This window comes from Candidatus Methylomirabilota bacterium (assembly GCA_027293415.1).
In the GTDB taxonomy this organism is placed as follows: domain Bacteria; phylum Methylomirabilota; class Methylomirabilia; order Methylomirabilales; family CSP1-5; genus CSP1-5.
Genome location: JAPUFX010000073.1, coordinates 1 through 7,064 on the forward strand (window position 1 = coordinate 1; position 7,064 = coordinate 7,064).

At 57.7% G+C, this 7,064-nt stretch carries 6 protein-coding genes; 3 read left to right on the forward strand and 3 right to left on the reverse strand.

All coding sequences use genetic code 11. The features are described 5' to 3' along the window. On the reverse strand, positions 1-652 hold a 652-nt coding region (locus tag O6929_05655; GenBank protein ID MCZ6479870.1), incomplete at its 3' end, for a glutamine--fructose-6-phosphate aminotransferase. Positions 653-1,165: 513 nt separating this feature from the next. After that, a complete protein-coding gene (locus O6929_05660; protein MCZ6479871.1) occupies positions 1,166-2,545 on the reverse strand; it encodes a sigma-54 dependent transcriptional regulator in 1,380 nt (459 codons plus the stop codon). A gap of 913 nt (positions 2,546-3,458) precedes the next feature. Here O6929_05660 and O6929_05665 point away from each other — a divergent pair. The 3 genes from O6929_05665 (at position 3,459) to O6929_05675 (ending at position 6,788) form a co-directional block, all read left to right on the forward strand. Beyond that, entirely contained in the window at positions 3,459-4,271 is an 813-nt protein-coding gene (locus O6929_05665; protein ID MCZ6479872.1) for a response regulator, read from the forward strand. Positions 4,272-4,842: 571 nt separating this feature from the next. Beyond that, positions 4,843-5,595 carry a response regulator gene (locus tag O6929_05670; GenBank protein MCZ6479873.1) on the forward strand — a complete coding sequence of 251 codons (753 nt, stop codon included), beginning with the start codon at positions 4,843-4,845 and terminating at the stop codon, positions 5,593-5,595. 446 nt (positions 5,596-6,041) lie between these two features. Further along, complete coding sequence (locus O6929_05675) at positions 6,042-6,788, forward strand: response regulator (GenBank protein ID MCZ6479874.1); 747 nt, start codon at positions 6,042-6,044, stop codon at positions 6,786-6,788. Positions 6,789-6,799: 11 nt separating this feature from the next. On the opposite strand, the gene O6929_05680 is transcribed toward O6929_05675, so the two are convergent. Next, the coding region (locus O6929_05680; GenBank protein ID MCZ6479875.1) for a hypothetical protein at positions 6,800-7,064 on the reverse strand (265 nt) is incomplete at its 5' end.

Below are 7,064 nucleotides of genomic sequence, written 5' to 3' on the forward strand. Positions count from 1 at the left end.
CGGAGGTCAAGAGCGCTTGCTCTCCATCTTCCAGCACAAGGACTTCGCGCGTCTCGCCAAGAATTGCCGGGATGTCCGAGGCGAGGAAGACTTCCCCATCCCCCAAACCGATGATGAGCGGAGAACTGCCGCGGCGAACAGCCACGAGCATGTCGGGGGCATCGCCCGCGACGCAGACGAGGGCATACGCGCCCCTGAGCTCCCGGACAGCTTGGAGTACCGCCTCGGGCAGCCCGTTCGCCCGGTGCCGCTCGATCAGGTGCGCGATGACCTCTGTATCCGTTTCAGAGCGGAATCGATGACCTTCTCGAGCGAGGATCTTGCGGAGCTCTCGATAGTTTTCGATGATCCCGTTGTGAACGATGGCCAGGCGGGACCCACAGTCGACGTGGGGGTGCGCATTAGCGTCCGAGGGACGCCCGTGGGTCGCCCAGCGCGTGTGGGCAACACCCACAGACCCCTGGGGAGGATCTTTTTCGAGCAAGGCTTCGAGCCTGACGATCTTCCCCACGGCTTTGCGCACGTCAAGGGTTTCCCCATTGACGGTCGCAATGCCCGCAGAATCGTATCCCCGATATTCGAGACGTCGGAGGGCAGGCAAGAGGACGGTTGCGGCCTGTCGCGGTCCGATATAGCCAACGATGCCACACATCTGTATGCGTTGCTCCTTAAGAAGGCCCCGCGGGTGAAGGAATGAACGGACCGTTGATGGACGGGAGGTTGCTAGTTCTATGCCACGGCAGGCTTATACCAAGGGTGAGCCCAGTGACTATGGTGTTATCACTAAGGAAATCAAAAGGTTATTCTTCGCCGAACATGGGGAGATCGCAATGATGACATCCCCCGTGTCGGTGGTCTTTCCACTCACGCTGTGAAGAGTCTGCACGATCTTGGGCAATTGGAAGATGGAATGTCGGAGAAACTTATTTAAAGTTGAGGGGATTTAGCTGGGTGGGGATACGATGAAAGGCTTGCACGCTGCTAACCCGAATTATTCATACGGGATGAATAATCCGCCCTGCGGGCTTCGACTCCGCCCCGCGTTTGCGGGACGTCGCTCCCTTCGACTCTGCCCCGTATTTGCGGGGCATCGCTCAGGACTACGCTGATGTCCGTCTCACAACACCCATTCATTCGACGGTCACTGCTGGATTTTTTCTGTGCGCTAGCCGGTTTCCGCGGCAATATTGTCATTTTCGAGCTTCTTCAGCTTGTAGTGGAGCCCGCGCAGGCTGATACCCAACAGTCCCGCCGCTGCCGTCTTGTTGCCGCGGGTCTGGCGCAAGGCGTCCAGGATGAGTACCTTTTCCATGTCGCGCAGCGTGGACCCCCCTTCGGGTTGGTCGTCGGCCTGGGCGACGGGGTGCAGCACCTGTCGCAGCTGCGCAAGATCAATGACGTTCCGGTCCGCCATGACCCCGGCGCGTTCGATACAGTTCTGCAGTTCGCGCACGTTGCCCGGCCAGTCGTACTGAAGCAAGAGCCGCAGCGTCCGGGCGGTGACACCCTGAATCTGCTTGTTATTCTGCTGGTTGAACTGTTGCACGAAGTGATCGACGAGCAGCGGGATGTCCTCTTTCCTCTGCCGGAGGGGAGGCATCATGATGTTGATGACGTCCAGCCGATAGAAGACATCTTCCCGAAAGCGGCCGGCCTTCACCAGGTCAACGAGATTCTGATTCGTCGCGGTGATGATGCGGACATCGACGCGGACGGGGTGGCTGCTTCCCACGCGCCGAAACTCCCGGTTCTGGATGACCCGGAGGAGCTTTGCCTGAAGAGCGAGCGGCAGCTCGGCCACCTCATCGAGGAACAGGGTCCCGGTGTCCGCCAGTTGGAAGACCCCTACCCGATCCCCCACGGCCGAGGTGAAGGCCCCGCGGACATGGCCGAACATCTCGCTCTCCATGAGACCCTCGGGGATGGCGGCACAATCCAGGATCACAAAGGGCCGCCCGCGGCGGCGGCCGCTATCATGAATCGCCCGGGCGATCAGTTCCTTCCCCGTGCCACTCTCTCCGTACAGACAGATGTTGGCATCCGACTCGGCGACCTTGGTAATCGAGCGAAACACCCCTTGCATCGCCTCGGAATCACCGATGATCTCCGCAAAGGGCCATTCCACACTTCGCTTGGGCAGTTGGGCCGGCATGGGACGGTCGCTGGCACAGAGCTGGCTCCGTGTCATCGCCCGGTGCAGCACAGCGAGAAACGACGAGCGGTTGAGGGGTTTGGTAAGGACCTCGAAGGCCCCGGCAGCCGTACACTCGGCCAGCACGGCGGGGTCCGTGGTGTCCGCGATGACGATGCTGGCTATGTTGGGGGCCTCGCGTTGGATAGCCGCCAACACCTTCCGGCCTTCACCGGGCATGTTGTCGAGGTCGCAGACGACAGCGTAAAATCGGTTGTCGCGCAAAAGCCTCAGCGCGTCTGACCACGAGGCGACGGCCACATCCGTGACCGCGGACGAGGATAGGAGGCCTTGGATATCCTGTGCGGCCTCTGGCTTCTCCTCTAAGATCAAAACCTGAGACGTTGTTTCCATGGGACATCTCCGGACCGAGAGAAGGCCCCCAAAAACAGGATGAGATCCTACACCTTTACGTCCTCGGCACCCGCCGGAGCGAGAAGGAGTACCCGGCGGGTTTTGGGAGTAGATGCAAGGGCTGCACCGCTTTTTCGGTCCGCTAGAGAAAACAAGAAGTTACGGTACTTTATATCCCTACCAGAGTGAAACGGAATGGTCTGGGCACCTGGATGCACATGCAACTCTTGCACAATTGCACCCGTCCAAGGGGGGGTTGTAGGACTGTAACGGCGTTCTATATGAATGACCCACATGTTGTCAACAGATTTTTGCATACCCTTATCCACAGTGGGGGTTGGGGGGTTGGGTTGCTTGGGTTTGTTGAGTTTGTTGGGTTCATCTGGGGTTTGTTGGGTTTGTTGAGCTTATTGGGTTTGTTGGGTTGATACCAGTCCCCAGGGTCAGCGGTTAGCGGTCGTCGGTCATCAGTCCCCGGTCGCCAGTTCAGGGTTCAGGGTTGAGAGTCTAGAGTTAAGAGTTGAGAGTTTAGGGTTCAGAGTTCAGCGTTGAGTGTTGAGAGCTAAGTGTTTAGAGTTGAGACGTTAGAGCCATTAGCTCTTGACTCTCCGCTCTTGACTCTCCGCTCTCCACACTCCGCTATCCGCTCCCCCCCACTTGACTATTCGCCCTCCGCTCTCCGCCTCTGGGAAAAATTGCTTGCGCGGGGTGTAACTCCATAATACAAAAGGTATAGTACAGTGGGGGTTGGGTTGATACCAGTCCCCAAGGGTATTTCGAATTTGCAATTTCGGATTGCGAATTTGAAATCTTCAACTCTGGACATGCGAAAAATTCGAAATTCGAATTCCGAAATCCGAAATTTCACGCGTTCTAGCCTGCTAGCGTCCTAGCGGATGAGGGGGGACACCTGGTGCCTGTCGGTCAGCGGATCCTCATCGCGGATAACGATCTGGTGGTTATGGAGGCCATATCCGATACGCTCTCGGCCAAGGACTATCAAATCATCCAGGCTCGAGACGGCCTCGAGGCACTGGAACGATTCCGAGACAATCCATGTGATCTGGCTATCCTCGACATCGTGCTCCCGAAAATCGATGGCCATGATCTCTGTCGCCTGATCAGGCAAGAGGAGCGGGGTCGCTTGCTGCCGATCATTGCGTTTACGGCGTTAGGCCCCCAGGATGTCGCCAAACTCCCCGGCTTGAGCGCCGACGCCTACGTAGCCAAGGGCCCGCTCAGTGTGGTCATCCCCAACATCCTAGAGGCCATCAAATCACTGCTGACCACTCGCCGGGGGCGCCAGGAGCCCCAGAGGATTTTTGGCTACGAAGGGTTCCGTCCGCGCCAGATCGTGAGTGAGCTGTTTGCGTCAAAGCAATACTACCAACGTCTGGTGCATGCCGTCGCCGATGTGGTCATCCATCTCGATGCCCATGCAAAGATCCTTTCGGCAAACGTTACGGCCTTGCGGTTGCTTGGGCAATCCGAAGCCGAGGTGACCGGTCGGCCACTCGCCGACCTACTTACGGAACGGGATCGGTCTGTCTTTGAAAGCTTCTTGGCGCAGCTGTCGCAAGACCCGCTGGGGACAAAGGCGGCAAGCGAAGTAAAGCTTCCGGGCATACGGCAGCGCCTCCGGTGCCGGCCAGTCATCGATAACGGAAAAATTGCGGCCTTCCTCGTCACAGCGGATTCTGACAGTCCCATGCAAAAGAAGAAGTGAAATTCCCCCTTTCTTTCTCAGCCGCTCCCTGCACAGCTTTTTCCCGTTTCCCTCACAGCAATACCCCGCCTCAGAAGGTCATCAGACGCGCAGTGTGTCGATAGAGCTTACAGGATCTCTTAAGCAGAAGATCCTTCATTTCCAGGCGCATCCACGTATCACACCTTTTTCGCGTCAGTAATCTTTACAGTATCAAACACAACGCAGGTTTTCCCTGACTCCTCTTTTCACCATATTCCCAGCAAGAATAATATTTAAAAGACTTTACAATTCTACACGTTACACAGAAACGGTCCCGGCACGGTCCCAAACCTGCCGGTGATTGGTACGCTGCTTGCTAAAGCAACCTTGCGAAAGGACAAACGTCTAGCCGCTAACAAAGACGATTAGGTGTGTGGATAATCCCTCGTTCCTTTCATCTGGACGCTCACCAGCCTGAGCTATCGAACGAACCTCTACCACACCTGCCCAGCGATTTACTGATCTTCCCAGGACCGAGAGTGGCCGGCCAGGATCAGATCCCTTTCCTGAGCCCGATCCGACATCACACCTTGGTTAGGGAGGCCACGTTATGATCCGCGTCAAACATACCGTCATGATCGTTGATGATAATCGCCTGATCCGGGAGACGTATCGTGATCTGTTCCAAGCAGAGGATTTTGTCGTGGTCGAGGCCACCAATGGAGCCGAGGCGCTTCTCTGGCTCCAGCGGGGGAAGGCACACCTTATACTCCTTGACCTAGAGATGCCTGTCATGGATGGCCGGAGTTTCCTCGAGTACCGGCTTGTGCATGAAAAAATCCGCGAGATCCCAGTCCTCGTCGTAAGCAGTCTGGCTGACGACGCCAGGCTTCGCCAATCTCTCTTGAACCTCGGGGCGGACCGCCTGCTGCAAAAGCCTGTGCACCTGCCGGACCTCGTCGGCGCCGTGCGAGAGACCCTAAAAACACCCGGCATCTCGGAGGTCTGGCCCACCATGGCAGACCCAAAACCCAGCGGGCGGCAGGACGCCAGGGTGGCCTTCACCGTCCCCATTCGTGTCCGCACAGGCGCCTTCGCAGAGACTCGCGGACGACTCCGTGACCTCAGCGCCAGCGGCCTCGGCGCGTATCTTCCTCACCGGCTTCCCCAAGGGGACACGATCACCGTGAGCCTCACCATCGAGGGGCGCTCACTGGCCTTGGCAGGTTTCGTTCACCGGGCTGCCCCAAGCCTCACGACCATGGGGTATCACCACGGAATTCGCTTTGTCGAGAAGCAGGAGAATTCCTTCCCCCTGTACACCTATTCCTTCTTTCGCGAACACGCTGAAGTTTCTCACTAGTCCCATTCCAACTTGTTTTCCATAATGCAAAGCAGGAATAAAGCGAACCGTCTCGATCGGTGAACAACAGGTAGGCGTTGCCCATCTACTCTACGTTTGTTCGAGGAAGATGGTTGGAACGGGACTAGTCCCATTCCAACTTGATAAAATAAACACAATTTGAACGCCCTGCCATGTTGCAAGGGTCGCGAGCGAGTGTAGGGGGAGAGATCCGCGACAAGATGCAATGCTTTCATAATCAGCAGGCAAATGATGCTCGCCGTGCGCCCAGTCCTTCGCACCCATCATAGTAGTCCGAATATCCACAACTCCTGCCAAACAAAGGATTACCGTAAATCGCATCTGACGCTCTGCCCACCGGTGGCACGAGTCGTGCTGAGGTCGTGGTGGGATTGAGAGCAGCTTCAGAGGGGAGCAAAGACGAGAAGTAGGAAGGCGAGGTCATCATGCGAACCCAACATACCCTCATGATCGTTGACGATAATCACTCTGTCCGGGAGATGTATCGTGATGTGTTCGAGGCAGAGGATTTTTTCGTGGTCGAGGCTACCAATGGAGCCGAGGCGCTCCTGTGGCTTGATAGGGGGAAACTAGACCTTATCATCCTTGACCTGGAGATGCCTGTGATGGATGGTCGGAGTTTCCTCGAGTACCGGCTTGCTCATGCAACTATTCGGGAGATCCCAGTCCTTGTGGTCAGCAGCGGACTTGACGACGCCGGGCTTCGCCAATCTCTCCTGAACCTCGGGGCGAACCGCCTGCTGCAAAAGCCTGTCCACCTGGAGGACCTCGTCAGCGCCGTGCGGGAGATCCTTACGACACCCCGCATCCCAAAGTCCTGGTCCCCCATGGCGGCTCCGGACGCCAGTGACCGGCAAGACGCCAGGTTGACCTTCACCGTCTCCATTCGCGTCCACACGGGCTCTTTCGTAGAGACTTCTGGGAAGCTCCGTGATCTGAGCGCTAGCGGCCTTGGTGCGCTTCTTCCTCAGCGGCTTGCCCATGGGAAAACGATCACGGTGAGCCTCGATATCGAAGGGCGCTCCCTGGCCTTGATGGGGTCCGTGCAGTGGACCGCCGAAGATCGCAACGGCACGGGGTACCGACACGGCATCCGTTTCACCAAGAAGCAGGACGACAGATTCCCCTTGTACACTTATTCATTCTTTTGCGTACACGCAGAAGCTAACTAGTGCCGCACCAACTATTTTTCACTAGCATTCCGCGCTGGTGCGGCACTTTCGCTAGTCCCGAAAGCGTTTTCCGAAGAGACTCTCGTCCCATCGGGACGGAGCGGGATTCGGCGCTCGGCGCTGGCCTCGCTGAGCACCCCCCAGGCGGGGGGGGGGGGGGCCCCCCCCACCCCCCAAGGCCCCCGCGGCCGGGAAGGGGGAAGATAGCGCTCCGGGATGCCGACCGGGGACCGGTCCCCGACTCCGACCAGGGGCAGCCGAAGCAGGGGTTCAGTC